General features: G+C 60.4%; 25 protein-coding genes. 13 read left to right on the top strand and 12 right to left on the bottom strand.

What is annotated here, in order from left to right:
• Positions 1-33 precede the first annotated feature (33 nt).
• From OH720_RS04205 to OH720_RS04190, 4 genes are all read right to left on the bottom strand, one after another.
• Positions 34-2,589 carry a LuxR C-terminal-related transcriptional regulator gene (locus tag OH720_RS04205; protein WP_272604670.1) on the bottom strand — a complete coding sequence of 852 codons (2,556 nt, stop codon included), beginning with the start codon at positions 2,587-2,589 and terminating at the stop codon, positions 34-36.
• 140 nt (positions 2,590-2,729) lie between these two features.
• Positions 2,730-4,100: a DUF1329 domain-containing protein gene (locus OH720_RS04200; RefSeq protein WP_272604669.1), complete on the bottom strand. Its 1,371-nt coding sequence runs from the start codon at positions 4,098-4,100 to the stop codon at positions 2,730-2,732.
• Between the two features lie 24 nt (positions 4,101-4,124).
• The gene (locus tag OH720_RS04195) at positions 4,125-5,918 is read right to left on the bottom strand and encodes a DUF1302 domain-containing protein (protein ID WP_272604668.1); all 1,794 of its coding nucleotides are present in this window, start codon (positions 5,916-5,918) and stop codon (positions 4,125-4,127) included.
• A gap of 533 nt (positions 5,919-6,451) precedes the next feature.
• Entirely contained in the window at positions 6,452-7,363 is a 912-nt protein-coding gene (locus tag OH720_RS04190; protein ID WP_272604667.1) for an SDR family oxidoreductase, read from the bottom strand.
• A 680-nt stretch (positions 7,364-8,043) separates the two neighbouring features.
• Here OH720_RS04190 and OH720_RS04185 point away from each other — a divergent pair.
• Positions 8,044-8,286: a hypothetical protein gene (locus OH720_RS04185; protein ID WP_272604666.1), complete on the top strand. Its 243-nt coding sequence runs from the start codon at positions 8,044-8,046 to the stop codon at positions 8,284-8,286.
• Between the two features lie 97 nt (positions 8,287-8,383).
• Here OH720_RS04185 and OH720_RS04180 read toward each other — a convergent pair whose 3' ends face one another.
• The 3 genes from OH720_RS04180 to OH720_RS04170 all read right to left on the bottom strand — a co-directional run bounded on the left by OH720_RS04180 (position 8,384) and on the right by OH720_RS04170 (position 10,691).
• Complete coding sequence (locus OH720_RS04180) at positions 8,384-9,286, bottom strand: alpha/beta fold hydrolase (protein ID WP_272604665.1); 903 nt, start codon at positions 9,284-9,286, stop codon at positions 8,384-8,386.
• Complete coding sequence (locus OH720_RS04175) at positions 9,286-10,068, bottom strand: class II aldolase/adducin family protein (protein WP_272604664.1); 783 nt, start codon at positions 10,066-10,068, stop codon at positions 9,286-9,288. The genes OH720_RS04180 and OH720_RS04175 overlap by 1 nt, the downstream gene beginning before the upstream one ends.
• Positions 10,069-10,235: 167 nt before the next feature.
• Entirely contained in the window at positions 10,236-10,691 is a 456-nt protein-coding gene (locus tag OH720_RS04170) for a flavodoxin (protein ID WP_272604663.1), read from the bottom strand.
• A gap of 102 nt (positions 10,692-10,793) precedes the next feature.
• On the opposite strand from OH720_RS04170, the gene OH720_RS04165 reads away from it, so the two are divergent.
• Positions 10,794-11,258: a PAS domain-containing protein gene (locus OH720_RS04165; protein ID WP_272604662.1), complete on the top strand. Its 465-nt coding sequence runs from the start codon at positions 10,794-10,796 to the stop codon at positions 11,256-11,258.
• 64 nt (positions 11,259-11,322) lie between these two features.
• Positions 11,323-11,928, top strand: coding sequence for a hypothetical protein (locus OH720_RS04160; RefSeq protein WP_272604661.1), 606 nt, complete (start codon positions 11,323-11,325; stop codon positions 11,926-11,928).
• Between the two features lie 11 nt (positions 11,929-11,939).
• Here OH720_RS04160 and OH720_RS04155 read toward each other — a convergent pair whose 3' ends face one another.
• Positions 11,940-12,899, bottom strand: a complete 960-nt coding sequence (locus OH720_RS04155) for a MerR family transcriptional regulator (RefSeq protein ID WP_272604660.1) — start codon at positions 12,897-12,899, stop codon at positions 11,940-11,942.
• A gap of 209 nt (positions 12,900-13,108) precedes the next feature.
• Between OH720_RS04155 and OH720_RS04150 the strand changes: the two genes are divergently transcribed.
• The 7 genes from OH720_RS04150 (at position 13,109) to OH720_RS04120 (ending at position 17,508) form a co-directional block, all read left to right on the top strand.
• Positions 13,109-13,678, top strand: coding sequence for an antibiotic biosynthesis monooxygenase (locus OH720_RS04150; protein ID WP_272606395.1), 570 nt, complete (start codon positions 13,109-13,111; stop codon positions 13,676-13,678).
• Positions 13,679-13,731: 53 nt separating this feature from the next.
• On the top strand, positions 13,732-14,442 hold the full coding sequence (gene folM, locus OH720_RS04145) for a dihydromonapterin reductase (RefSeq protein WP_272604659.1): 711 nt from the start codon (positions 13,732-13,734) through the stop codon (positions 14,440-14,442).
• A gap of 19 nt (positions 14,443-14,461) precedes the next feature.
• Entirely contained in the window at positions 14,462-15,037 is a 576-nt protein-coding gene (gene folE, locus OH720_RS04140) for a GTP cyclohydrolase I FolE (RefSeq protein WP_272604658.1), read from the top strand.
• Between the two features lie 2 nt (positions 15,038-15,039).
• Entirely contained in the window at positions 15,040-15,411 is a 372-nt protein-coding gene (folX, locus tag OH720_RS04135; RefSeq protein WP_008054404.1) for a dihydroneopterin triphosphate 2'-epimerase, read from the top strand.
• A gap of 96 nt (positions 15,412-15,507) precedes the next feature.
• Positions 15,508-15,804, top strand: a complete 297-nt coding sequence (locus OH720_RS04130) for a DUF1244 domain-containing protein (protein WP_272604657.1) — start codon at positions 15,508-15,510, stop codon at positions 15,802-15,804.
• Positions 15,797-16,135 (top strand): HopJ type III effector protein, encoded by a 339-nt coding sequence (locus tag OH720_RS04125; protein ID WP_272604656.1) that lies wholly within the window; start codon positions 15,797-15,799, stop codon positions 16,133-16,135. The genes OH720_RS04130 and OH720_RS04125 overlap by 8 nt, the downstream gene beginning before the upstream one ends.
• A gap of 122 nt (positions 16,136-16,257) precedes the next feature.
• Complete coding sequence (locus OH720_RS04120; protein ID WP_272604655.1) at positions 16,258-17,508, top strand: 2-aminoadipate transaminase; 1,251 nt, start codon at positions 16,258-16,260, stop codon at positions 17,506-17,508.
• A 166-nt stretch (positions 17,509-17,674) separates the two neighbouring features.
• On the opposite strand, the gene trxB is transcribed toward OH720_RS04120, so the two are convergent.
• A complete protein-coding gene (trxB, locus tag OH720_RS04115; RefSeq protein ID WP_033042914.1) occupies positions 17,675-18,631 on the bottom strand; it encodes a thioredoxin-disulfide reductase in 957 nt (318 codons plus the stop codon).
• A gap of 314 nt (positions 18,632-18,945) precedes the next feature.
• Between trxB and cysZ the strand changes: the two genes are divergently transcribed.
• Both cysZ and OH720_RS04105 read left to right on the top strand, forming a co-directional pair.
• Entirely contained in the window at positions 18,946-19,698 is a 753-nt protein-coding gene (gene cysZ, locus OH720_RS04110) for a sulfate transporter CysZ (RefSeq protein ID WP_008054396.1), read from the top strand.
• Between the two features lie 39 nt (positions 19,699-19,737).
• On the top strand, positions 19,738-20,937 hold the full coding sequence (locus OH720_RS04105; RefSeq protein ID WP_272604654.1) for a glycosyltransferase family 4 protein: 1,200 nt from the start codon (positions 19,738-19,740) through the stop codon (positions 20,935-20,937).
• A gap of 135 nt (positions 20,938-21,072) precedes the next feature.
• On the opposite strand, the gene OH720_RS04100 is transcribed toward OH720_RS04105, so the two are convergent.
• From OH720_RS04100 to OH720_RS04090, 3 genes are all read right to left on the bottom strand, one after another.
• On the bottom strand, positions 21,073-22,176 hold the full coding sequence (locus OH720_RS04100) for an NADH:flavin oxidoreductase (RefSeq protein WP_272604653.1): 1,104 nt from the start codon (positions 22,174-22,176) through the stop codon (positions 21,073-21,075).
• Positions 22,177-22,385: 209 nt separating this feature from the next.
• A complete protein-coding gene (locus OH720_RS04095; protein ID WP_272604652.1) occupies positions 22,386-22,868 on the bottom strand; it encodes a glutathione peroxidase in 483 nt (160 codons plus the stop codon).
• Between the two features lie 122 nt (positions 22,869-22,990).
• Positions 22,991-23,476 (bottom strand): FKBP-type peptidyl-prolyl cis-trans isomerase, encoded by a 486-nt coding sequence (locus OH720_RS04090; protein WP_008026954.1) that lies wholly within the window; start codon positions 23,474-23,476, stop codon positions 22,991-22,993.
• Between OH720_RS04090 and OH720_RS04085 the strand changes: the two genes are divergently transcribed.
• Positions 23,445-23,771, top strand: coding sequence for a DUF3565 domain-containing protein (locus tag OH720_RS04085; protein WP_272604651.1), 327 nt, complete (start codon positions 23,445-23,447; stop codon positions 23,769-23,771). The genes OH720_RS04090 and OH720_RS04085 overlap by 32 nt on opposite strands.
• Positions 23,772-23,831 lie beyond the last annotated feature (60 nt).

Genomic DNA, 23,831 nt, shown 5'->3' with positions numbered 1-23,831 from the left:
CATGAACAAACAAAACGCCTTACAATTCGCACATCAAGTAACAATACCCAAGACTTTCGCCTTGGCCACGGCTTGCGTTCTGCGCTCCACCCCCAACTTCCCGTTGATACGTCGCGCGTGGGTCTTGACCGTATGCAAGGAAATGAACAACAGATCGGCAATTTGTTGATTAGAATTGCCCTGCGCCACTAACTGCAGCACCTGTATCTCACGCTGGCTCAAGCGGTTCTGGGCTGCGCCCGGCACCTGGTGATCATCGCGCGACTCGGTCAGGCCAATGGCTTGCAGTAGCTGCGGCTGGCGCAACTGCAAATCGCGCACGGCTTGTTGCAGGTTGCACCGCTCAACCAGTGCCAGTCCTTGCGCCAATGACTCCCTGGCTACGTCCAGGTCACCCTGAAGCCAGGCCACCTCAGCCAAGGCAAGATGCAATTGCGCTTGCAGTGCCGTCATCCCTCGCCGGCAGGCCCGTTGCAGTTGGGCTTCAAGCCGCTCCAGAGGTGTTTGCGTCTGCCCCAGGTAAACCTCGGTCAAGACCAGCAGATACTCCAGGCCGTCGATCATCTCCAGCGTTGCCGGTGGGGCCTGTCGTGCAGCGGGGCCGTGATAGTGACGCAGCACCCGTGTCAGGGCCTGGTGAGCCAGTTCCGGTCGCCTTTGTTGCAGCCAGAAATGGATACTGGTGTGCAGCAAAACACCGCGATAGACCGTCTCGGGTATCCACCGTTGTTGCATCAAGCGTTCGGCGTCGCGCAGCCGGTCGAAAGCCTGGGCGTAATCCAGACGATTGGCCGCCAGTTGTGCCAGCCCCAGAAAACCATACAGCGCTCGCTTGTCCTGGCTGCGCAAGCAGATCTGCAGGCCGCTCTCGAAGTGCAGGGCCGCCTGCTGCTCCCGACCCAGACTCAAGTTCAATCGGCCACGACGCAGGGCGATCCGCCCCAACAAGGGTTCGACATTCGAATGCTGCCGACAGAGCAGGCCGTGCATGTTGGCGAGCAGGTCATCGGCCCTGCAGGAGGCTCCGCGTTGCTCCAGCAACTGGGCGTGATCGAGCTCCAGCAACCCCTCGAAAACCAGCGATCCTTGGGCCCGGGCGAGGCACAGCGCTTCGCGGTTAAGCGCCTGTGCGACGTCAAGTTCGCCCCGCAGCAAAGCCTGTTGCGTCAAGCCGGACAGGCACATCAGCCGGGCAGTCCAGCACTCGGGGTCGAGTTCGCCCAGCGCCTCGAGAAAGTGTGCCCGTGACGCCTCCATGCGCCCTTGCAAATGCAGCAACCAACCTTGTTGAGACTGCCATCGTGCGATCAATTGCCGCTGAAGGGTTGCCGACGGCTGCGGCGTGAAGCGTGACAACTGCTCGATGCATTCGCCCGCCTGCTCGAAGCGCCCGGCAAACAAGAGGGCTGCGGTAATCAGCCCGACCAGTTGCGGCGAACCGAACAGCAGTTCCTCGCCGCGTTGCTCGTGTAAACGAAGCAGCAGTACCACGGTCTGCTCTTCGAACAACTGCTCGAAACTGAAATGCTGCAACAGGCTGACCGCGACCTCGAACTCTTGCGCCAGCAACGCCTGTTCGAACGCGGCCTTCCAGTCCTGTTCAGCGACGAACCACTGACAGGCACGACGATGCCAGAAGCGTCCGGCCGGCCATTGTTCATCGCGCATCAACAGGGCCAGTGGAGCGAAAATCTGCAACCAGTCTGTTGAGTCTTGCCAGGGTTCGATGAAACAGCCCAGCGCCTGCAATGCACTCAAGTATTGTGCGCCCTCGCCCGCACCGAACAGGTGATCGCTGAGCCGGGCGTTGAATCGCGGCAACAGCGCCAGCACCCGCCAGGCTTCGGCAAGCTCCGGAGTCAGGTTGGCGAAGAGTTCATGCTCAAGGTAGTCGTGCAGGGTATCCGGTCGACCATGGAGGGTGTCGTGCCGCGTCCAGTCGCATTTTTGCAGCAGCGCAATCCTCACCCCGGCGCACCAGCCACCACTGTGGCGCAAAATCCTCTCGGCACCTTTCGCGGCCTGGGCCGGTTCCAGGTGATGCAACAGCTTTTCGATTTCACCTTGATTGAACGCCAGCGCAGCGCACTCACTCTCGTACAGTTCATCATCGAGCAGCAGCCGTGGCCAGTTGCATTGCGGACGCCGCCGCCCACTCAGCCACCAGGTGATCATCGGGCTGCTGCCGGCCAGCAACCGGTCGAGCAACAGGTCCAGCTCCGGGTCAGGGACACGGCAATAGTCATCGATAAACAACCAGGTGGCGGTCGATAAACGAGCCAGATACTCCAACAATTCGGACTCATCCGACGTTTTCAGTCCCAGCGTTTGCGCCAGGCGCTGGCAAAAGCCACCCACACTGATCGCCTCACCCGCCAAGGGCAGCCAGCGGATCTCACAGGTTGCCGGCGCGTTCAGCATGCATTCTGCGAGCAGCGCACTCTTGCCACTGCCGGGCGGTGCGCAGAGCAACTTCACCCGCGCCGTCGAGGCCAGCAACGGCTCGACCAGGCGCGCGCGATACAGGTGATGGGGAGACAATCGAGGCAGGAGTCCAGGACGGTCCAGACACGTCGTCATGGCAGTCATAGTGGTGCGCCTTTTTTATTTTTGTGGCGCCACCCTAGTCCTCTGTTGAGCGCTTGTTGAAGAAGTATTCAACACACTGATCAAGCCCTATAAAAAAGGTGACCACGAGGTCACCTTTTTGTGTATCCGCTGTAGGAAACCTACCTCACACCTGTACTCCGTAGCGCCGCTGGCGTGTAGTCCCCTGCTTTGGCGGCGATGTTGAATTCGAAGCTGCGCTTCTCCTCATTCTTCATCCCCAAGGCGATGTAACGACCGGCGATCAGGTCATACAGCGCTTCGACCGTGTAGGCCGGGACCTGATGATCGTAGTAGAACTGCGCGTGTCCTTCGGCCACTCGCCAAAGCTGGCCACGACCATCGTAGTGATCGGCCAGCGCCACTTGCCAGGTGTCCTCATCGATGTACATGTGACGCTTGGCATACACATGCCGCTCATTGGGCTTGACCGTGGCGACGACTTCCCAGACCCGATGCAGCTCATAACGGGTCAGGTCCTGATTGATGTGCCCGGCCTTGATCACGTCCGTGTATTTGAGGTCGGGCGAGTCAAGCTTGTAGCTGTTGTAGGGGATGTACATTTCCTTCTTGCCGATCAGTTTCCAGTCATAGCGATCCGGCGCTCCGGAAAACATGTCGAAGTTGTCGGTGGTGCGCAAGCCGTCGGAGGAGGTGCCGACGCCGTCATAGGCCACTTGTGGCGCCCGCCGCACCCGACGCTGGCCTGCGTTGTAGATCCAGGCCTTGCGGGGTTCCTGGACCTGGTCGAGGGTTTCGTGCACCAGCAGCACGTTGCCCGCCAGACGGGCCGGCGCGGTCACTTCCTGCTTGAAGTAGTTGAGGACGTTTTCATCACTGCCTGCCTTGAGATCACCCAGCAACGACGGCACCGCCACTTCGTCCTTGAAGCGGATGACCGTGAAATCGCCATTGGACTGGGGCGTTGCCTGGGTGATGGTGCGACGCAGGTTACCGCCGTGATAACGGGTGATGTGATTCCAGATCACCTCGACGCCGTTCTTCGGAATCGGAAAGGCGTAGTAGCGATTGCCGGTGAAATTGGCCAGGCCGTTGCCGTCATTGGTCGGCGTCACATTCAGTGCGCTGCGCTTGGCCGCTTCATACACCTCTGGTGGCAGCGCCGCTGTGCGATGGCTCGGATAGACCGGGATCCGGTAGGTCTCGGGGTAGCGTTTGAACATCGCGACCTGGCCATCGGACAGCTTGTCCTTGTACTGGTCGACCGTGGCCGCAGTGATGATGAACAAGGGTTTTTCACTGGCGAACGGATCGGCCAGAAAGCCCTTGCTGTCCACGGCACCCGCATTTTTTGCAATGCCGCCGGTCCACGGCGGAATCGACCCAGCGGCGTTACCGGCCTTCTCGGCGCCCAGCGGTGTGAGGCTGGTACCGAGCTTGTTCGCTTCCTCCGCCGATACCGCCGCCATCACGTTGACGGCCAGCAGACTCAAGGCCAGGGCGCCACCCAATTGCAGAATCATCTTGCGCATCGAATTCATCCTCTTTCAGCCAGGTCAGAAGTTCACGCCAAAGCTCAACGCCACGAAGTCGCGGTCTTCGAGCACGTTGTAGTCACCCCCGAAGAAGTCGGTGTAACTGAGGCTTGCGGTATAGGTGTTGCGGTAGTCGGCATCGACGCCGAGGCTGACGGCCTTGGCACCTTCATTGAACAGCCCGTTGGGGCCGTAGCCGGCGACGTCGTGGGACCACGACAGGTTGGGACGGAAATTGATCCCGGCGATGACGTTGTTGTAATCGAGGATGGCGCGGGCGCGATAACCCCACGAGGTCGAGGTCACGAAACCATCGGTATCACCACCGAAACCGTATTGCCCGTACACCGAGTCCCGGCCGTAGCGCAACTTGCTGCGTGACTCCAGGCCGCCGACGTGAACCACGGCGGCTTCACCCACCAGGGTCAGGCGATCCGCGCCCGCGATCTGATCGACGAAGTGCGTCAGCGTGCTCTGGACCTGGGTCACTTCCTTGCGACGGTAGCCTGTGTTGTCGGCGCCAGGCGAAGTCGCGATCGGCGATGCCGCGCCACCGGCGATCGGGTTGAGCATCGCCAGGGTCAGGTCGTTGGTGTTGACCTGCACCGGCGCGTTGGGGCGATAGCTGATCTCGCCGGTCCACGCCGTGCCGGTGGGCAAGGTGGTGGAGAAACTCGCGCCATACAGGCGAATGTCTTCGGGGTATTCAAGGTAATACTGGCCGCGACCGAGCATCACGCTTTGCGCCAGTGCCGAACCCGTGCCGGGGGCGATGGCATTGGCGGTGGCGACGATTCGCGGAAGGCTCGCCAGCGTCGCGAGACCGGCCGTTGTCGTACCGACATTCGGCGTACGGCTGTGATAGTTCATGAAGTACAGACCGTACTCGGTATCGTCCCCCAACCAACGCAACGCCGTGCCCCACTGCCCCGAATCGCGGGCATCGCGGTCGCCGCCACGGGGAACGACCACGCCTTCACTAGTGACCTCGAAACCCTGGCCGAAGGCGGCGGCAATCGGCTGCAATGGCGCAATCGCCGGGCTGGCCACGGTGTAGCCCTTGTTACAACCATCCGCCACCACGTCGACGCCGAAGAAGGTGCCGCAGTTATCAACGACGGTCTGGTCCCACTCCAGTTGATAGAAGCCTTCCACCGTCAACTTGTCCGTCAGGCCCTGGGAGGCGAACAGCATGTTGACCGGAATCAGGCCCTCCTTGATCTCGGCACCGGGACGGCGAAAGGCGGACACGTCGACCGGGTTGATGCTGTTGATCGAGTTGCCGATGAAGGTACTTTCGCCCCAACTGACCACCTGCTTGCCGGCGCGCACCGTACCCGGCAGGTCGGCGATGGAGTAGTTGTGATAGACGAAGGCGTCGAGGATTTGCCCACCGGACGATTTGGAACCCTCTTTGCGATTGTGATCGCTGATCGGCTTGAAGGGCCGGTCTTCGTCCTTCAATTCGAAGTCGTACCAGTACTTGCCACGGACGAACACACCGGTGTCGCCGTACTTCAGCTCGAGGTCGTGAATGCCCTTGAAGATCTTCGAGAAGGTTTCACCCTTGCCGAAATTCTGCCGCCCGTCGTCACCGGTCGACGCCTGCCCGCTGCCGCCGTTGACGATGCCGACCAGGGCATCATCGGCATCACGCATGCCCCAGCTCGCACCGACCGACAGCGAAGAGTCGAACGTGCCCTCGATTTCCCCAATGTTGAATGAAAGCGCCTGCGCCTGGGCACAGCACCCCAAGGCCACCGCAACAGCCAACGCCTGCGGTGTGAAGATGGCGCGCATTGTTGTTTTTGTCATGCGTCTTCCCCGGTGAGTGACAGAAGGCCACACCCTACTGCCGCACGCCGGGAGCGATAAGCGCACCAAGGAGGTATTCGTGATGTCGCTCCAAAGGATGAATGCCTGCATGGAACGGGGGGATTGCACGGGGTATAGACACACTGGATGTGGCGGCATCAATTGCAAACATGGTCTAGGCTGCTGGCAGGCAGGACTGTTGCGCCAACGGTAACGGTGCATCTCCCCGATCGCTATTTTTCCTTTGCCGGCAAAGACTTATTCTTGCCCTGCGCTTTCGGGACAACCGCCGCAAAGCGCGACGCAACGAAAGGCACTGCGCCTTCGCCGTTCGCGACAGATTTCAGATGATTTGAACGTGTCGAGTCATCACCCCGTGTACATCGACGTTGATTTGTAGCTCCTGGATCCAACGTCTTCTTTGGCCGCTGCGTTTGCAGCGGCCTTTTTTATGGGGGATGGTTTTTAGGCGAAGGGAGGGGGAAATCGGAAGGAAGGCAGCGTCCGTGCGGACCCTGCCCGATGAAGCCTGATCAGATCGAATGCTTCTGCAAATTCCCCATCATCTCTTTCAGCGCTTCAATGTTGTCCTTCGGATGCGCTGCGCCCTCGAAATCACAGATCTGCTGCCAATGCGCCGCCACGTCTTCCGGCGAGAAACCCTCCCGCGGATCGAACCCGGCGCCGAGGCTGCGTTCCCAGCGCACTTTGCCCATCCAGCCGCCGCCCACTTCGAACAGCCCGGAGGTTTCCTGGCAGTTTTCGCTGGCCAGGTACACCACCAGCGGGCTGACCAGTTCCGGTTTGAGTTGTTCGAACACTTGCGGCGGGATCAGGCCTTCGGTCATGCGGGTGCCGCCGGTGGGGGCGATGGCGTTGACCAGGATGTTGTTCTTGCGGCCTTCGATGGCCAGGGTGCGGGTCAGGCCGTAGAGGCCGAGCTTGGCCATGCCGTAGTTGGACTGGCCGAAGTTGCCGTAGATGCCGGAGGTGGACGCGGTGAAGATCACCCGGCCGTAGTTTTGCTCGCGCAGGTGCGGCCAGGCGGCGCGGGTGACTTTGTAGGCGCCCTCGACGTGGACGCGGTAAACCAGATCCCAGTCGGCGTCTTCCATTTTGTGGAAGGTCTTGTCGCGCAGGATGCCGGCGTTGTTGACCACCACGTCGACGCGGCCGAAGGCGTCGAGGGCGTGTTGGACGATCTTGTCGCCGTCGGTGACCGAGTCGTGGTTGGCCACGGCGGTGCCGCCCGCGTCGCGAATTTCGTTGACCACGCGGTCTGCCGCCGAGGCATTGGCGCCTTCGCCCTGGGTCGAGCCGCCGAGGTCGTTGACCAGTACCTTGGCGCCCTGTTTGGCGAACAGCAGTGCGTGCGCCCGTCCCAGGCCGCCACCCGCACCGGTGATGATCACGACTTTATCTTCGAAACGCACAGACTCATTCATGGGGAACTCCAGCAGGCCAGGGACATTGGCTTGGAGTTTCAGGCACGGCGCTACGGGATCACAATGAACAGGGGGGAGGCTGAATGGTGTGCGATAAGGTAGGGGGATGATGAGCACGAGGCGGCCTGTTGCTTGTTGACCGCGTGCATATCCATTCCTGCGGTAACGGCCACTTATGGTTTCGCTTTTACAGCGAGTCACTTGGAAAAGCCCCAAGTAACCAAGGGCTCTTGCCCCTGGCGTTCGGTGCCTCGCTAAGGCTCGGCATGCCCTCCCTCCGGTCCTGCTCCGTGGGCCCGCCGCGATGGGGCAAGAAAATCAAAAGCCAGATCAAGATCTAACGCAAAAGCGAGGCGGCCTGACAGCCGACCTGATCGGGACCTGTACGCGTTCTCCTTGGAGCCAGGCTTGCCGGCGAACCAGGCGCTGCGGTGTGTCTGTTGTACCGCGTTATCGTTCTTCGCCGGCAAGCCTGGCTCCTACAGGGGATTGGGGTACTTGCAAAAGTCAGGTCGGCTTTAAGGCCGCCTCGCTTTTGTTTTTGATCTGGGTGCCCCGTTAACCACGATGGCCGAACGCAGGCATTGCGCAGTGGGGAAACCGGCAGGACGCCGGTTTAGCCGCGCTGGGCCATGGATGGCCCATCGCGGCGACCCACGGAGCAATGCCGGAGTGAGGGCATGCCGAGCCTAGGCGAGGCACCGAGTGGTGGGGCAAAGCCTTTTGCTTACTTTTTGGCGTTTGAAAAAGTGAGTCGCCGTAAGGGCGAAACCATAAGCCGCCGTTACCGCAGCAATGGATATGTACTCAGACAACAATCTCCCACAGGCGTTGACGTTGACGAAAAGGCTCAGGGCGTGAGGAGGCAAGAAAATCCAAAGCAAAGCAAAAGCAAAAGCGAGGCGGCCTACCGGCCGGCCTGATCTCAGGTGAAAGCGATCCCCCTGTGGGAGCTAGCATGCCAGCGAAAGCGTCCGAAAATTCAGCGCAATGTTCAAGTACGCCTTCACCGGCAAGTTCCTACGAACAAGCCACCTTGAGCGGCGGTGAGATCGACTGGTCGCGGAAGGCCAGGTAGTGCTTGAGTACCTGGCACGGCGCTTCGATCTGCGGGTAATGGCCGATGTCGCTGAGCAGGATCGCGTCCGGGTTGGGTATCAGCTCACGGTAGCGCGCGACCATGTGGGCACCGGAAACCGGGTCGACCTCGCCATCGATCACCCGCAGCGGCACTTCGCCGCGCTGCATCGCGCCAACCCAACGCTCGCGCTGGGTTCGCCGCTCGGGGATGTAGGCAATCAATTTATGCATGACCCGTGGCCCGTGATTGCTTTCGACCAGGCTCCAGAAATCATCCATCTGGCTCTCGCTGGGACGAGTCTGCGGGCCGAAAATCTGGCGAAAACTCTTCACCAGCCCATCGCGGCTGAATGCACGGCCGATCATCCACCCCAGTGGGCTGAGCAGGAGTTTTTGCATCAGCACCGCGCGATGGGTTTCGGGGAACAGCCCGCCATTGAGGAACACGCAACTGGCGAGGTGGATGCGCGCTTCGTAATGCCGGGCCAGCAGTTCCTGGGCCACGCTGTCGCCGTAGTCATGGGCAAGCAGGTGCAATGGCTGCTCGACCTTCAGGTGCGTCAACAACTCCTGTTGCAGATCGGCCTGCTCCAGCAGGCTGTATTCGTGATCCACCGGTTTGGCCGAGTCGCCGAAGCCGAGCATGTCACAGGCAATCACCCGATAGCGCTGGGCCAACGGTTGCCAAAGGTAATGCCAGTCCCAACTGGCGCTCGGGAAGCCATGGATGAGCAACAACGGCTCACCCTGCCCCGCCGTCCAGTAACGGATGGCGTGGCCACGGAACATGAAAGTCTGGCTGCGCTTGCGCCAGACACTCAGGGGAATCTCGGCGAGTGGCATTAGATTTTGTATCCCGGGTCCAGTTTATCGAGCTTGCGCAGCAGCGCCGGCCAGGCCAGCGCTCCGCCCATTCCTTGAGCACTTTTGGTGACACCGGCGATCATCGCCTTGGCACCCGCCAGAATCTGCGGTTCGATGGCAATCAGTTCGGCCCCACCGTTCTGCGCCATGACCTGGATGTCGCAGGCGCGTTGAAAGATAAACATCATCAGGAAGGTGTCGGCGATGCTGCCACCGCAGGTCAGCAGACCGTGGTTGTGCAGCATCAGGAAATTGTTGGCGCCGAGGTCGGCTTGCAGTCGCGCCTTTTCCTCATGGTTGAGCGCAACACCTTCGTAGGCGTGATACGCCAGGCTCGACAGGACAAACAGCGACTGCTGGCTGATCGGTAAAATGCCTTGTCGTTGCGCCGACACCGCCACGCCCGAAGCCGTATGGGTGTGCAGCACACACACCACATCGTGGCGAACCTCGTGCACCGCACTATGGATGGTGTACCCCGCCGGGTTGATCTCGTAGGGGCTTTCCATCAACTTGTTGCCGGCCTGATCGACCTTGACCAGGCTCGACGCGGTTATTTCGTGAAACATCAAGCCGTAGGGGTTGATCAGAAAGTCTTCGGTGCCCGGCACCTTGGCGGAGATGTGGGTGAATATCAGATCATCCCAGCCATGCTGGGCGACCAGGCGGTAGCAGGCAGCCAGGTCGACGCGGGTCTGCCACTCGGCAGCGCTGACCTGGTCTTTGACACTGGAGGAGGACTGGACGGGGGCTACGCTCACGGCAAGGAACCTCGGTTTTTATTATGGAGTGTTTCCAATGACTACCGAGTCTAGTCACCCTCCGGGGTTCGCGTAGTTGCATTGGCAGCCAGCTTGATGGCCGAGCGAGTCAGTGACTCAAAGAGTCGGGATCCATGACCTGGCTGCCGGTTGCACCCGCGTGTCGATCAGCCTCGCAGAGCGTCGACCAGTTCCGCCAGCCAAGGCTCGGCATCCGTTTCCGGGGTCACGCTTTCACTGGCATCCAGGCGCAGCATCGGCAGGACTTCGCGAACACCCAGCTCACCGAACAACTCCCGCATCAGTTCGCCACCGCCGCAAAAGGTATCGCCGTAGCTCGCGTCGCCCAGGCCGATCACGGCCCCCGGCAAGCCTCGCCAGGCGGCGGGCAACTGGTCGCGAATCATCGAGTACAGGGGTTGCAGGTTGTCCGGCAGCTCGCCCATGCCGGTGGTCGAGGTCACCGCCAGCAAGGCCTCGGGAGCGAAAGCCTGAAGTTCGGCAAGGCTTGCCCGGGGGTTGTGCAAGGTTTCGAAACCGGCGTTTTTCAAAATACTGGCGGCGTGGCGGGCAACTTCTTCAGCCGTGCCGTACACCGAGCCGGAAATGATGGCGACTTTCATCAATCTGATCCTGAAGCTGAATAAAAGACCGGGATATTAACAGCACGGTCTGCATTGTTCTTTTAGAATCCCACAGACAACCAACAAGGAAGGGTTTCACCGATGATCAACGCGAAACTGCTGCAGCTGGCGATCAATGCCTCCAACGACGGTATCGTGATCGCCGAAAAAGAAGGCGATCAAGACAAGATCCTGATCTACGTCAACCCGGCCTTCGAACGCCTGACCGGTTACACCAGCGAAGAGATTCTCTACCAGGATTGCCGCTTCCTGCAGTCCGGCGACCGCGACCAGGATGCCTTGCCGAAGATTCGTGACGCGCTGAACAGTGAAGGCGCCTGTCGGGAAATCCTGCGCAACTATCGCAAGGACGGCACGCCGTTCTGGAACGAACTGTCGCTTTCAACGGTGAAAAATCCGAATGACGGCCAGGTTTATTTCATCGGCGTGCAGAAAGACGTGACCATACAGGTCAAGGCACAGCAGCGGGTGGTGCAGCTGGAAGCGCAATTGGCAGAAGTCCAGGCCGAGCTTGCCGCGCTCAAGGCGACGAACGGCAAAAACTAAACAGCGAATCAATTGTCATTAACTACAATCACCAGTGCCTGTAACTAATTTTTTCGAGCCCACCATGCAACGCGACGCGCTCCTGACCCAGGATGAGCTGGATTTTATCCAGACCATGCAACACAACCCGCAGCTGAATGTGCGGGATGCGACGTCGAGCCTGCTGGTCAACGGTGGGTCGCAGATCCGTGACCTGCTCACGCGCCTGGCCGCGCATGAGCAGGTCACCCTTCAAGCCAACTTCGAAAACCAGCAAATGACCTTCCCACTGCACCTGGTGGAAGACGAGTTTCATGCCATGCACCTGCGCCTGGGCGTGCCCAGCATTTATGAGGGCGGGCCATCGGTGCGGCCATGGCGGTTGGTGCTCGACGAGCCGGTGGCGCTGGAAAACGCCAAGGGCCAACCCGGCACCCTGTGGGTGCACGAGGTTTCGTTCAAAGGGGTTTTGCTGGAGATTCGCAACAAGACCAAGGCACCCAAGCACTTCGCCCTGTGGTTCAGTCCCTCAGGCTATGAACGAATCGCCTTGCGCGGGACCCTCGAAAAAGAAACCGAACAGGGTTTCTATGCCTATCAGTTGAGCCAGAACGACCTGGACGAAACCGAGCGCCTGCGTCAGTTCATCCTGCAACAGCATCGCTTGACCCATCCCACTCTGCACCTCTGATCCTCTGATCCTCAGGTATCCAGGCTGCCGGCCAGAAACTGGTTCAGGCGCTGGCGCATCACCATGCCCTCGTTGCCCAGGCAGCCGATCGACGACCCGGCAAGGCTTTCCTGCGCCAGGTCACAAGCCTCACCGGCCAGCAACAGGGGGCAATCCAGGCTCATCGCCAAGCGATTCAGGCGCCGGGGCAAGTCAGGGGTGGGGACGTGATTGGAAAACAGCACCAGCGCCCGGGGTTTGATCCGCTCGCAGACCAGGGTCAGTTCGTCGAACGGTTGCCCGGTGGTCAGCACCCGCACCCCCATTTGATCATTGGCCAGGAACAGCGCGGCGATCAGTAACTCGAGCTCGCGACACTGGCCCGCCAAGGCGCTGACGATGACTCGCCTGGGGTGCCGGTCACGGATCAGCAAAAGGCGCTGAACCACCCGCGAGCGCAGGAACCCATCGAGGAACAACCATTCGCTGGCCCGGCCAAACGTATCCTGGCGCTGCAGCAATTGCCTCCACAGCGGAAGCAGGATGTCCTGGAAAACCACCGGTTGGGAGTAGCTGGAAAAGATCTGCCCGTAGACCTGCTCCAGCCGGGCGTCGTCAAACGCACTGACCGCGGCCGCAAGCTGTTGCTGCCACTGTGCGTAATCGGCCTGCACCAGATCGCTGGGGATGATGTGCGCCAGTGCCTGCAACGGCGCCGCCTTGGCCAGGATCCTGGCGATCTTGCTGACCGCTACACCGCGCTCGATCCAGTTGAGGATGCTGCGGACCCGCTCGATGTCGGTCAACGAATACAGGCGATGCCCGCTTTCGGTGCGGGTGGGCACGATCAGGCCATAACGTCGCTCCCACGCGCGAAGCGTGACCGGGTTTACACCGGTCAGGCGCGCCACTTCGCGTATCGGAAAAAGCTCTACCCGTTCCAGGGAGAGCGCCGGCGACACATCCGGAGCAACGTCGGTCAAGACAGGCATTTAGAGGCCTACGTCCATGTATTAATCAGGTCCCATTCTACCTCCGCTGCACCTCAATCATTCAAGAAATAGATTGTTACCGGGGGCACCGACGTCGCAGGTAGAATCGGGAATACTATTTGCTTGTCCCAAGATGCAGCCCACCACCCCGGCGCTGCGCCTGGCGAAACTCCTATCCGGAGCGACGCATTTGTTTACGGAGATACATGATGTCTACCTCCCCCGTCACGCTGATGGTTGCGCGTCGCGTCGCCGATGGGCGCTATCAGGACTTGATGGCCTGGCTGCGCGAAGGCGAACAACTGGCCACCGACTTCCCCGGTTACCTGGGCTCCGGCGTGCTCGCTCCGCCGCCCGGCGATAACGAATTCCAGATCATTTTCCGCTTCGCCGACGAACCGACGCTGCACGCCTGGGAGCACTCCGCCTCGCGCACCGCCTGGCTGGCCCGTGGCAGCGATTTGTTCGCCCACCCGACGGAGCATCGGGTCAGTGGCATCGAAGGCTGGTTCGGCGCAGCGGGACAACGCCCGCCACGCTGGAAACAGGCTGTTGCGATCTGGCTGGCGTTCTTTCCGGTGTCCCTCCTGTTCAACTTTGTGCTTGGGCCGTTGCTTGGCGAGATGACGTTATTGCCTCGCGTGCTGATCAGCACCCTGTGCCTGACACCGTTGATGGTCTACTTCTTCATTCCGCTGTCGACATACCTGCTTGCAAGCTGGCTGAACAGCGCGCCCACACGGCCATTGCCCGCGCAACCGACTACCCAAAACCTGTAGGCTCACGGCTCGTCGCTGGTATAGTTTTGCTCTTACCGCGACGCGAGCCGTTCATGACCTCTTCCGCAGCCCCCATTCTGATCACCGGTGCCGGCCAGCGTGTCGGCCTGCATTGCGCTCAGCGATTGCTCGAAGACGGCCATCGCGTGATGTTCAGTTACCGCAGCGAACGTCCCGGCGTACAAACCCTGCGCGACCTGGGGGCCATCGGGCTGTTCGCGGACTTCTCCAGTGAAGCCGGGATCCTCACCTTCATCAGTGAACTGAAAACACACACCGACAGCCTGCGGGCGATTATCCATAACGCCTCCGAATGGCTGGCCGAGACCCCAGGCACCGATGCCACGGCATTCACCCGCATGTTCAGCGTGCACATGCTGGCACCCTACCTGATCAACCTGCATTGCGCCGACCTGCTCGAACGCTCTAGCCCCGCCGACATCGTGCACATCAGCGATGACGTGACCCGCAAGGGCAGCAGCAAGCACATCGGCTACTGTGCCAGCAAAGCCGGGCTCGACAGCCTGACCCTGTCCTTCGCCGCCCGATACGCACCCGGCATCAAGGTCAACGGAATCGCGCCCGCCCTGCTACTGTTCAATGCCGACGACGATGCCGCGTATCGCACCAGGGCACTGGCCAAATCCGCGCTGGGCATCGAGCCTGGCAGCGAAGTGATCTACCAGAGCCTGCGTTATTTGCTCGATAACCCTTATGTCACCGGCACGACCCTGACCGTCAACGGCGGAAGGCACATCAAATAAGTGTCCCTGAGGATCTTCCATGACGCTGCCCCTACCCCAGAACCGCCTGTCACAGAACTATCGCGAGATCCTCATCGGTCTCGGTGAAAACCCCGACCGCGAAGGCCTGCGTGACACTCCGCTGCGCGCAGCGAAGGCCATGCAGTACCTGTGTCACGGTTACGAGCAAAGTGTCGAGGAAATCATCAACGGCGCCTTGTTTGCGTCCGACAACGATGAAATGGTGATCGTCGACAACATCGAACTCTATTCCCTCTGCGAACATCACTTGCTGCCCTTCATCGGCAAGGCGCATGTGGCTTATATTCCAACGGGCAAGGTGTTGGGCCTGTCGAAGATTGCGCGGCTGGTGGACATGTTCGCCCGCCGCCTGCAGATCCAGGAAAACCTCACCCGGCAAATCGCCGACGCCGTGCAACAGGTAACCGGCGCGGCTGGCGTTGCCGTGGTCATCGAGGCGCAGCACATGTGCATGATGATGCGCGGCGTCGAGAAACAGAATTCGACCATGAACACCTCGGTGATGCTCGGCGCCTTCCGCGAGTCGAGCAACACCCGCCAGGAGTTCCTGCAATTGATTGGACGGAGCAAGTAGCAATGCCACAACTTCAACCAGGCATGGCGCGCATCCGGGTCAAGGACCTGTGCCTGCGCACCTACATTGGCATCAACGAAGACGAGATACTCAACAAGCAGGATGTGTTGATCAACCTGACCATCCTCTATGCCGCCCAGGAAGCGGTGCGCGACAACGATATCGATCACGCGCTGAACTACCGCACCATCACCAAGGCGATCATCGCCCACGTGGAAGGCAACCGCTTCGCCCTGCTCGAACGCCTGACCCAGGAGCTGCTGGACCTGGTCATGGCCAACGAGTCGGTGCTGTACGCCGAAGTCGAAGTCGACAAGCCTCACGCCCTGCGATTCGCCGAGTCGGTGTCGATAACGCTTGCAGCGAGCCGCTAGCTTCAAGCTTCAAGCGCCAGGCTGTAAACTTTGACTCACCGCCATCCATCTTGCAGCTTGAAGCTTGCCGCTTGAAGCTGTCTCGCAGAGATCCCTATGACCGATCAAGAACGCCTTGAGCTCGAAGCCGCCGCCTTCCGCCGGCTGGTGGCCCACCTGGACAGCCGCAAGGATGTACAGAACATCGACCTGATGAACCTCTCCGGTTTCTGTCGCAATTGCCTGTCCAAGTGGTACAAGGCCGCGGCGGATGAACGCCAGATCGAGGTCAGCCTCGATGACGCCCGCGAAGTGGTCTACGGCATGCCCTATGCCGAGTGGAAAGCCCAATTTCAGCAAGAAGCCAGCGCCGAACAACAAGCGGCGTTCGCCAAAGGAAAACCCAATGAATGATTTGAACACCCTGCGCACCAGCCTCAAGAGCGGCGAACACGCCTTCGCCGATACCCTGGCGTTCATTGCCGCCGGTTATGACTACCAGCCCCAGGCCTTCAACAATGGTGGCGTGGAAAACGCCGCCGGGCAGAACGAAGGTTCGTGCAAGACCCTGGGCCTGGCCCTGCTGGAAGGCCTGAGCGATAAAGAAGCGCTGCTGGCATTCGGCGAGCATTACCGTTCAGTGCTGGCGACGCCCGAGGGCAGCGATCACGGCAATATCCGTGCGTTGATAGCCCATGGTCTGGCCGGGGTGAAGTTCGCTCAACAGCCGCTGACCCGCCGGTAATTTTCGCCGCACGGACGTGTCCCGACTTTTAAGATTGACCCGGCGACTTTATTTCGTTTGCCGGGCACCGCTGCTCCCGGCTTAGATAAAAAGAAGCCCTCCTTCTTCCGAGCCGGTCAGCCATGCGCAGCGAAACCATCAGCCAGTCGATCAATATCGTTCACCCTGTCACCCTCAGCCACGGCAAGAACGCCGAAGTCTGGAACACCGATGGCAAACGCTACATCGACTTTGTCGGCGGCATCGGTGTATTGAACCTCGGCCATTGCCATCCACGCATCGTCGAGGCCATTCGCGAACAGGCCACACGGCTGACCCACTACGCCTTCAACGCCGCACCCCATACCTCCTACCTCGAACTCATGGATCGCCTGGCGGCGTTCATTCCGGTGGATTACCCGGTCAGCGGCATGCTCACCAACAGCGGCGCAGAAGCGGCGGAGAATGCGCTGAAGATCGTCCGTGGCGCCACCGGCCGCACAGCCGTCATCGCCTTCGACGGCGCCTTCCACGGCCGCACGCTGGCCACCCTCAACCTCAATGGCAAGGTTTCGCCATACAAACAGAAAATCGGCGTGCTGCCTGGGCCGGTGTATCACCTGCCGTTCCCCAGCCGGGACAATGGCGTGACCTGTGCCGAGGCCCTCAAAGCCATGGAGCGTCTGTTCAGCGTCGAAATCGACGTCGAGGACGTGGCCTGCTTTATCGTCGAACCGGTGCAGGGTGAAGCCGGTTTCCTGGCGATGGATGTCGAGTTCGCCCAGACGCTACGTACGTTTTGCGACGAAAAAGGCATTGTGCTGATCGCGGACGAAATCCAGTCTGGCTTCGGCCGCACGGGCCAGCGGTTTGCGTTCTCGCGACTGGGCATCGAACCGGACCTGATCCTGCTGGGCAAAAGCATCGCCGGTGGCGTTCCGCTGGGAGCAGTGGTTGGGCGCAAGGCGCTGCTGGACAACTTGCCCAAGGGCGGGCTCGGCGGCACATATTCCGGCAACCCGATCGCCTGCGCCGCCGCGCTAGCGACCCTGGACGAAATGACCGACGCCAATCTGCAAGCCTGGGGTTCACAACAGGAGGAAGCGATTGTCAGTCGCTACCAGTCCTGGCGTGATCACAACCTGTCACCCTACCTCGGGCGCTTGACTGGAGTCGGCGCGATGCGTGGGATTGAGCTGATCAAGGCCGACGGCACTCCGGCTTCGGCGCAGTTGACGCAACTGCTGGCCCTGGCCCGGGACGCCGGTTTGTTGCTGATGCCCAGCGGCAAATCGCGGCACATCATTCGGCTGCTGGCGCCGTTGACGATCGAATCTGCGGTACTGGAGGAAGGGCTGGATATTCTTGAGGCGTGTTTACAAAAACTAGCCTGAGTCCACGCCCCCTGTGGGAGCGGGCTTGCCCGCGATAGCAATTTATCATCCAACATTGATTGCGACTGATTTGCCGCCATCGCGGGCAAGCCCGCTCCCACAGGTTTGGGTGTGATCCTAAGGCACAAAAAAACCGGCCGAAGCCGGTTTTTTTACGGACGCAGAATCAAGCGTTCTGCAGATTGTCCAGGTAACGCTCAGCATCCAGTGCCGCCATGCAACCGGCGCCAGCGGAGGTGATCGCCTGGCGGTAGACGTGGTCCGCCACGTCACCAGCGGCGAAGATGCCTTCGAGGTTGGTCGCAGTGGCGTTGCCGTCACGGCCGCCGTGCACGACCAGGTAGCCGTCTTTCAAGGTCAACTGGCCTTCGAACAACGAAGTATTCGGGGTGTGGCCGATCGCGATGAACACGCCGTCGACTTTCACTTCGTCGAAGCTGCCGTCGTTGTTCTTCAGACGGGCACCGGTCACGCCCATGTTGTCGCCCAGCACTTCGTCCAGGGTCGCGTTCAGCTTCAGGATGATCTTGCCTTCGGCCACGCGGGCATTGAGCTTGTCGATCAGGATCTTCTCGGCGCGGAAGGTTTCGCGACGGTGAATCAGGGTCACGGTGCTGGCGATGTTGGCCAGGTACAGGGCTTCTTCAACAGCGGTGTTACCGCCGCCGACCACAGCCACAGGCTTGTTGCGGTAGAAGAAACCGTCGCAGGTCGCGCAGGCCGAAACGCCCTTGCCCATGAACGCTTCTTCCGACGGCAGGCCCAGGTAACGCGCGCTGGCACCGGTGGCGATGATCAGGGCGTCGCAGGTGTAGGTCGCGCTGTCGCCGGTCAGGGTGTAAGGCTTGGCAGCGAAGTCCACGGCATTGATGTGATCGAAAACGATCTCGGTTTCAAAGCGCTCGGCGTGCTCGCGCATCCGCTCCATCAACGCCGGGCCGGTCAGGCCGTGGACATCGCCCGGCCAGTTGTCGACTTCGGTGGTGGTGGTCAGTTGACCGCCGGCCTGCATGCCGGTGATCAAAAGTGGCTTGAGGTTGGCACGGGCGGCATAGACCGCGGCGCTGTAACCGGCAGGGCCGGAACCGAGAATAATCACTCGCGAATGACGGACTTCAGACATGACCTGCTCCTGTTGACCGGCCCGGAATACCTGGCGCGGAACGCCGGCTGACCGGCGGGAATAAAAAAGGACGATTGAAAGCGCTTGGGGAAGGCTTGAACTCGACCGTCCTGTAAAAAGATTGGGTGCAGCGTATCGAGGGGGCGAAGATTAAGGAAATACGGTTTAACAATCCAGCTCATAGGTGGTCTCTATCCCCACTGAGCGATAATCAGGACGCCTTTGTTACAGTTAATGTCGATGTCACTGTCGCGCTTTCGCCTGTCAGGCAAAGCCGGTAAGGTCGGCGCGTTTCCCATTGTCCGGAGCCCGTTATGCCCGCCCCTGTTCTGTCCGGCCCGCAATACCTGCGCGAAGGCCTCAAGCTGGTCCTGAGCCCCGGTCTGCGTTTGTTCGTATTGTTACCGCTGGCCATCAACCTGGTGCTGTTCGTCGGATTGATCTTTCTGGCCGGCCATCAGTTCAGCCTGTGGGTCGATACGCTGATGCCGTCCCTGCCCGACTGGCTGGGTTTTCTCAACTATGTGCTGTGGCCATTGTTCGTGGTGCTGGTGGTGTTGATGGTGTTCTTCACCTTCACCATGCTCGCCAACATCATCGCGGCGCCCTTCAACGGTTTCCTCGCGGAAAAAGTCGAAGTGGTGGTGCGCGGCACCGACGACTTCCCGGCCTTCAGCTGGGGCGAGCTGATCGCCATGGTCCCCCGGACTTTCGCCCGGGAAATGCGCAAGCTCGGTTACTTCCTGCCCCGAGCACTCGGGCTATTCATCCTTTCGTTCATCCCGGTGGTGAACATCATCGCGGCGCCGTTGTGGCTGCTGTTCGGGGTGTGGATGATGGCGATCCAGTACATCGACTACCCGGCGGATAACCACAAGCTGGGCTGGAACGAGATGCTCGCCTGGCTGCGGCAGAAGCGCTGGCAGAGCATGAGTTTCGGCGGCAGCGTCTATCTGGTGCTGCTGATTCCGGTGGTGAACATCCTGATGATGCCGGCGGCCGTGGCCGGGGCGACCTTGTTCTGGGTGCGTGAGCGGGGGGCGGAAAATCTGGTGACCCAACGCTAGTCGGTCACAAATCCATCATCTCGCCGTCACAACGCCGACATGGCCTCAGCCCACACTGAGGCCATGACGACAGCCCTGCATATCACCCTGATCACCGAAACCTTCCCTCCGGAAATCAACGGCGTTGCCAATACCCTAGGGCGCCTGTGCGACGGACTGCGCGCGCGCGGGCATCAAGTGGAATTGGTGCGACCACGCCAGGGTTGCGATCAATCGGCGGCCGGTGACGATGGGTTGTTGCTGTGTCGAGGCTGGCCGCTGCCGGGTTATCCCGGGTTGCAATGGGGGCAGTCGTCGATGCACAAGCTGCTGCGACGCTGGCAACGCCATCGCCCGGATGTGCTGTATATCGCCACCGAGGGGCCTTTGGGGTTGTCAGCATTGCGCGCGGCACGGCGCCTGGGCATTTCAGTGGTGAGCGGCTTCCACACCAACTTCCAGCAATACTCCAGTCAGTACGGGTTCGGCTTGCTGACTCGGTTGCTGACCCATTATTTGCGCTGGTTCCACAATCGCTCGAACCTGACCCTGGTGCCCAGTGTCAGCCAGCGCATGGAGCTGGAGCGTCGGCATTTCGAGCGCCTGGCGTTGCTGTCCCGCGGCGTCGACAGCCAGTTGTTTCACCCCAGCAAACGCTTGAACGCGCTTCGCGAGCAATGGGGGCTGGGTGAGAAGGACATTGCCGTTATCCATGTAGGCCGTTTGGCAACGGAGAAAAACCTCGGCTTGCTCAAACGTTGTTTCGATAGGCTCAAGTCCACTTATCCACAGCGCATTCTGAAACTGATCGTGGTGGGCGATGGCCCGCAACGGCCGCTGATGGAAAGCCAATTGCCCGAGGCGATTTTCTGCGGGGCACAACGGGGTGAAGCCCTGGCCAGCCACTATGCGTCCGGGGATGTGTTTCTGTTTCCGAGCCTGACCGAGACCTTCGGCAATGTGGTGCTTGAGGCATTGGCCTCGGGACTGGGTGTGGTGGCTTACGACCAGGCGGCAGCGGCGCAGCATATTCGTCATGGCTACAACGGCGTGCTGGCGATGCCGGGGGATGAGGAAGCGTTCTGCGATGCCGCTGTGTGGCTGCTGGAGAAGCGCGAAACCCTGCGCTGCCTGCGGCTCAATGCGCGTCAGCATGCCAGTCGGCAGGGGTGGGCGGCGATCATCGAACAGTTCGAAGGGCAGTTGCGGGGGGCTTGTGTTGGGGAGGTGGTGGTGCCGAATGCACCAACCGTCCCCTGATATCTTTGGTGCTTTTGAGTCAGTCATCGCGGGCAAGCCCGCTCCCACAGTGCTCCGGGTGTTCACAGATTATGTGACCGCCACAAAACCTTGTGGGAGCTGGCTTGCCAGCGAAGGGGCCCTTCTGGACGCTGCTTAAACCAGCGACATCAACGCCTCACGGCTGAACGGCAAGATGTCTTCCTCACGGCCGTCACGCACTTTCTGCGCCCAGTCCGGGTCTACCAGCAATGCACGACCCACCGCCACCAGATCAAATTCGTCGTTGTTCAAACGCTCCAGCAGTTTTTCCAGGCTGGCCGGCTGCGCCACCTTGTCGGTGTTGACCATGAACTGCAGGAACTCGCCGTCCAGACCAACGCTGCCCACGGTGATGGTTGGCTTGCCAGTTAGCTTGCGGGTCCAGCCCGCCAGGTTCAGCTCGGAACCGTCGAACTCCGGCTCCCAGAAGCGACGTGTCGAGCAGTGGAAAATATCCACGCCAGCGTCGGCCAGCGGCTTGAGGAACTCACCCAACGCCTCAGGGGTTTGCACCAGGCGCGCGGTGTAGTCCTGCTGCTTCCACTGGGAGAAACGGAAGATGATCGGGAAACCTTCGCCAACCGCTGCACGTACGGCTTGAATCAATTCGATGGCGAAACGCGAACGGTTGGCCAGGCTGCCGCCGTATTGGTCGGTGCGCTGGTTGCTGCCTTCCCAGAAGAACTGGTCGACCAGATAGCCGTGGGCACCGTGGATTTCCACGCCGTCCATGCCGATGCTCTGGGCATCCTTCGCTGCCTGGGCGAATGCGCCGATCACATCCTGAATGTCCTGTAGGGTCATGCCGTGCACCACGACATTGCCCTCTTTCACCTTTTCCGACGGACCATAACCCGGCACGCTGGCGTCCGGCTCGGTGCCGATGCGACGCACACTGCCGACATGCCACAGTTGCGGAACGATCTTGCCACCCTCGGCGTGAACCGCGTCGACGACTTTCTTCCAGCCAGCCAACGCGGCTTCGCCATAGAAATGCGGTACGTTCGGGTAGCCGTTGGAAGCCTTGTGCCCGACGGTGGTGCCTTCAGTGATGATCAAGCCCACGCCAGCGGCGGCGCGGCGACGGTAGTACTCGATCACTTTGGAATTGGGTACGCCGCCCGGCGAAAACGAGCGGGTCATCGGCGCCATGACGACGCGGGTCGGCAGTTCGAGGGTGCCGAGGTGGAACGGTTTGAACAGGGCTTTGACGGGCATGGGGACGCTCCACGAAGAATGACTATATGACGATGATAATATGGGGCGTGGAGCGCCTTGAACAGCATTATTGATTTTAGTGATTAAGAGTCAAAAGACAGAAAGCATTGTAGGAGCGAGGCTTGCCCGCTAAGGCGTTATGTCAGCCAACAATGATGTCGACTGACCGACCGCCTTCGCGGGCAAGCCTCGCTCCTACAAGGGAGGTGTCAGGCCAGGGCTTTTTCGATCGCCTGGACGACACTTGGATCATCCGGCGCCGTGCGTGGCGAGAAGCGCGCCAGTACACGCCCGTCTTTACCCAGCAGGAATTTTTCGAAATTCCAGGTGATATCACCGGGAAACTCCGCGCCCTCGCCCGCCAGCAACTTGTACAGCTGATGACGATCGTGACCGTTGACTTCCAGCTTGCTGGACAACGGAAAGGTCACGCCATAGTTGAGGCTGCAGAAGTCCTTTATTTCTTGCTCGGTACCTGGTTCCTGACCGGCAAACTGGTTGCACGGCAGGCCCAGCACGCTGAAGCCTTTACCCTTGAACTGCTGGTAGAGGTTTTCCAGCGCCGCGTACTGTGGCGTCAAGCCACATTTGGAGGCCACGTTGACCACCAGCACGACCCGCCCTTTGAAAGGCGCCAGAGGTAGCGCCTGACCATCCAGGGCTGTCAAATTAAGTTCGTGAAAAGCACTCATGACGTACTCCAGATTCCCGTGTACTTCTCTAAACAGCCACTTGGTGGTGTCGCCTGGAACAGCCGCAGACTAAAAAGGCGCCCTCGGGGCGCCTCTCCAGCTATCTGAGCTTAGCGCAGAAATCAGTGGTGATGGCCACCTTCGCCATGGACGTGGCCATGAGCGATTTCTTCCTGGCTGGCATCACGGATGGCGATGATCTTGACCTGGAAATTCAGGCGCTGCCCCGCCAACGGGTGGTTGCCGTCTACGGTGACGTCGTCGCCGTCCAGATCGCGGATGGTCACGATCTGCATTTGGCCGTCTGGAGCGGAAGCGTGGAACTGCATGCCCACTTCCAGTTCGTCGACACCTTCGAACATGCTGCGGCTCAGGGTGCTGACCAGTTCGGCAGCGTACTCGCCATAGGCATCTTCTGGCTCAACGGCCACGGTCAGCTCGTCGCCGACTGCTTTGCCTTCCAGCGCCTTTTCCAGGCCCGGGATGATGTTGCCTGCGCCTTGCAGGTAGACCAGCGGCGCGCCGCCGGCGGAGCTGTCGATGACCTCACCAGCGTCGTTGGTCAGGGTATAGTCGATGGAGACAGCCTTATTGGCGGCGATCAGCATGGGGCGAGACCTTTTGCATAAGAATGATGAAAGACGCAGTTTAGCGAAGCAATCGCCCGAAAGCGAACACAACCCGGACAGACGGGACGTGACGATCACAGGCTTCCATCAGGACGAAGACGGCCACTGGGTGGCCGAGCTTTCCTGCGGCCACACCCAGCACTTGCGCCACCAGCCGCCGTGGCAATCCCGCGCCTGGGTCATGGATCCCGTGCAGCGCCGTGAAAAAATAGGCCAGCCCTTTGATTGCGGTTGGTGCGCACAAGGCTCGGATAGCGATAACCTTGGCGACTGAATTTCGGTAGTTGGCCAGTCATAGGCCGTCACCATTGCCATGCACCTTTAGAGAATCCGC

The organism is Pseudomonas sp. WJP1, assembly GCF_028471945.1.
In the GTDB taxonomy this organism is placed as follows: Bacteria; Pseudomonadota; Gammaproteobacteria; order Pseudomonadales; family Pseudomonadaceae; genus Aquipseudomonas.
The sequence above is the reverse complement of the archived record's forward strand: the minus strand, read 5'-3'. Positions and strand labels throughout refer to the sequence as shown.

Bases quoted from the DNA above. Each gene is read 5' to 3' on its own strand.
- OH720_RS04180 (WP_272604665.1), bottom strand. From the start codon at position 9,286: ATGCCACTCGCCGAGATTCCCCTGAGTGTCTGGCGCAAGCGCAGCCAG.
- OH720_RS04090 (WP_008026954.1), bottom strand. From the start codon at position 23,476: ATGCTGATCGCCGCCAATAAGGCTGTCTCCATCGACTATACCCTGACC.
- OH720_RS04205 (WP_272604670.1), bottom strand. From the start codon at position 2,589: ATGACTGCCATGACGACGTGTCTGGACCGTCCTGGACTCCTGCCTCGA.
- OH720_RS04105 (WP_272604654.1), top strand. From the start codon at position 19,738: ATGGCCTCAGCCCACACTGAGGCCATGACGACAGCCCTGCATATCACC.
- folE (WP_272604658.1), top strand. From the start codon at position 14,462: ATGACGCTGCCCCTACCCCAGAACCGCCTGTCACAGAACTATCGCGAG.
- OH720_RS04195 (WP_272604668.1), bottom strand. From the start codon at position 5,918: ATGACAAAAACAACAATGCGCGCCATCTTCACACCGCAGGCGTTGGCT.
- OH720_RS04165 (WP_272604662.1), top strand. From the start codon at position 10,794: ATGATCAACGCGAAACTGCTGCAGCTGGCGATCAATGCCTCCAACGAC.
- OH720_RS04160 (WP_272604661.1), top strand. From the start codon at position 11,323: ATGCAACGCGACGCGCTCCTGACCCAGGATGAGCTGGATTTTATCCAG.
- trxB (WP_033042914.1), bottom strand. From the start codon at position 18,631: ATGTCTGAAGTCCGTCATTCGCGAGTGATTATTCTCGGTTCCGGCCCT.
- OH720_RS04085 (WP_272604651.1), top strand. From the start codon at position 23,445: ATGGAGACAGCCTTATTGGCGGCGATCAGCATGGGGCGAGACCTTTTG.
- OH720_RS04130 (WP_272604657.1), top strand. From the start codon at position 15,508: ATGACCGATCAAGAACGCCTTGAGCTCGAAGCCGCCGCCTTCCGCCGG.
- OH720_RS04120 (WP_272604655.1), top strand. From the start codon at position 16,258: ATGCGCAGCGAAACCATCAGCCAGTCGATCAATATCGTTCACCCTGTC.
- OH720_RS04185 (WP_272604666.1), top strand. From the start codon at position 8,044: ATGCCGAGCCTAGGCGAGGCACCGAGTGGTGGGGCAAAGCCTTTTGCT.
- OH720_RS04190 (WP_272604667.1), bottom strand. From the start codon at position 7,363: ATGAATGAGTCTGTGCGTTTCGAAGATAAAGTCGTGATCATCACCGGT.
- OH720_RS04100 (WP_272604653.1), bottom strand. From the start codon at position 22,176: ATGCCCGTCAAAGCCCTGTTCAAACCGTTCCACCTCGGCACCCTCGAA.
- OH720_RS04150 (WP_272606395.1), top strand. From the start codon at position 13,109: ATGTCTACCTCCCCCGTCACGCTGATGGTTGCGCGTCGCGTCGCCGAT.
- OH720_RS04200 (WP_272604669.1), bottom strand. From the start codon at position 4,100: ATGCGCAAGATGATTCTGCAATTGGGTGGCGCCCTGGCCTTGAGTCTG.
- folM (WP_272604659.1), top strand. From the start codon at position 13,732: ATGACCTCTTCCGCAGCCCCCATTCTGATCACCGGTGCCGGCCAGCGT.
- OH720_RS04170 (WP_272604663.1), bottom strand. From the start codon at position 10,691: ATGAAAGTCGCCATCATTTCCGGCTCGGTGTACGGCACGGCTGAAGAA.
- OH720_RS04095 (WP_272604652.1), bottom strand. From the start codon at position 22,868: ATGAGTGCTTTTCACGAACTTAATTTGACAGCCCTGGATGGTCAGGCG.
- folX (WP_008054404.1), top strand. From the start codon at position 15,040: ATGCCACAACTTCAACCAGGCATGGCGCGCATCCGGGTCAAGGACCTG.
- OH720_RS04155 (WP_272604660.1), bottom strand. From the start codon at position 12,899: ATGCCTGTCTTGACCGACGTTGCTCCGGATGTGTCGCCGGCGCTCTCC.
- OH720_RS04125 (WP_272604656.1), top strand. From the start codon at position 15,797: ATGAATGATTTGAACACCCTGCGCACCAGCCTCAAGAGCGGCGAACAC.
- cysZ (WP_008054396.1), top strand. From the start codon at position 18,946: ATGCCCGCCCCTGTTCTGTCCGGCCCGCAATACCTGCGCGAAGGCCTC.